Annotated in this window: 1 protein-coding gene; it reads right to left on the bottom strand. The window is 65.8% G+C overall.

Annotation, left to right across the window (positions count from 1 at the left end; genetic code table 11):
- Positions 1–856 (bottom strand): non-reducing end alpha-L-arabinofuranosidase family hydrolase (locus ACTOQ3_RS43585; RefSeq protein WP_440089946.1); only part of this gene is annotated, 856 nt, incomplete at both ends.

Raw genomic sequence — 856 nt, 5'->3', positions numbered from 1 at the left:
AGCGCTGCAGTGTCAGCAGGCCCGGCCGGTAGGGCAGGAGGCCGTATTCGACACCGTCGGAGTTGGGGTTGCGGCCCTGGTAGAGCAGCTGCAGGTTGCAGGGGTCGACGGTCATGGTCTGGTCGGCGCTGGTGCGCAGCAGCTCACCGTGGCTGATGTCGTTGGTCCAGGTGGCGCCGCTGTTGACCTTGCCGGCGAACGGGTTGCTCTCGGTGGCGGCCTGCGGGGTCCAGGAGCCGTTGAGGCTGGTGGCGGTGAAGGAGCGGAAGTAGCGTCCCCGGGCGCCGATCGCCTCGACGATCATGAGGTAGCGGCTCTGGCCCTGGAGCTTGTAGACCTGGACCGCCTCGAAGAGGTTGTTGGTGGTGTCGCTCATGATGACGGTGGAGGTGGAGCCGAAGCTGCCGGGGAAGTTGCCGATGGGCATGCTGGCCCGGTAGATCTTGCCGTTGTCGCCGGCGAAGAACAGGTACATGTTGGTGTCGTCGCCGATGACGGCCTGGTCGATGGGGCCGGTTTGGGAGCCGGTGATGCTTCCGGAGAACAGGGTCTGGGGTGCCGACCAGCCGTTGGGGTTGGTGGGGTTGGTGGAGGTGCGGTAGGAGAAGGCGGGTCCGCCCCACTGGTAGGCCAGCACCCAGATGTTCTTGGGGGCGAAGTAGAACAGGCTGGGTGCCACGGTGCCGGAGGACATGGTGTTCTGGCTGGCCGTGGCCATCTCCGAGTAGTTGGTGAACAGGCCGAAGTTCATCGACCCCCAGCTGCTGCCGAAGTCGTGGGTGGTGGCGTAGACGAGCTGCTTGCCCTCGTAGGGGGCGACGGTGAAGTCCTTGAGCGAGACCCAGCCCGACTTCGG

This window comes from Streptosporangium sp. LJ11 (genome assembly GCF_051918945.1).
Taxonomy (GTDB): domain Bacteria; phylum Actinomycetota; class Actinomycetes; order Streptosporangiales; family Streptosporangiaceae; genus Streptosporangium.
The sequence above is the reverse complement of the archived record's forward strand: the minus strand, read 5'-3'. Positions and strand labels throughout refer to the sequence as shown.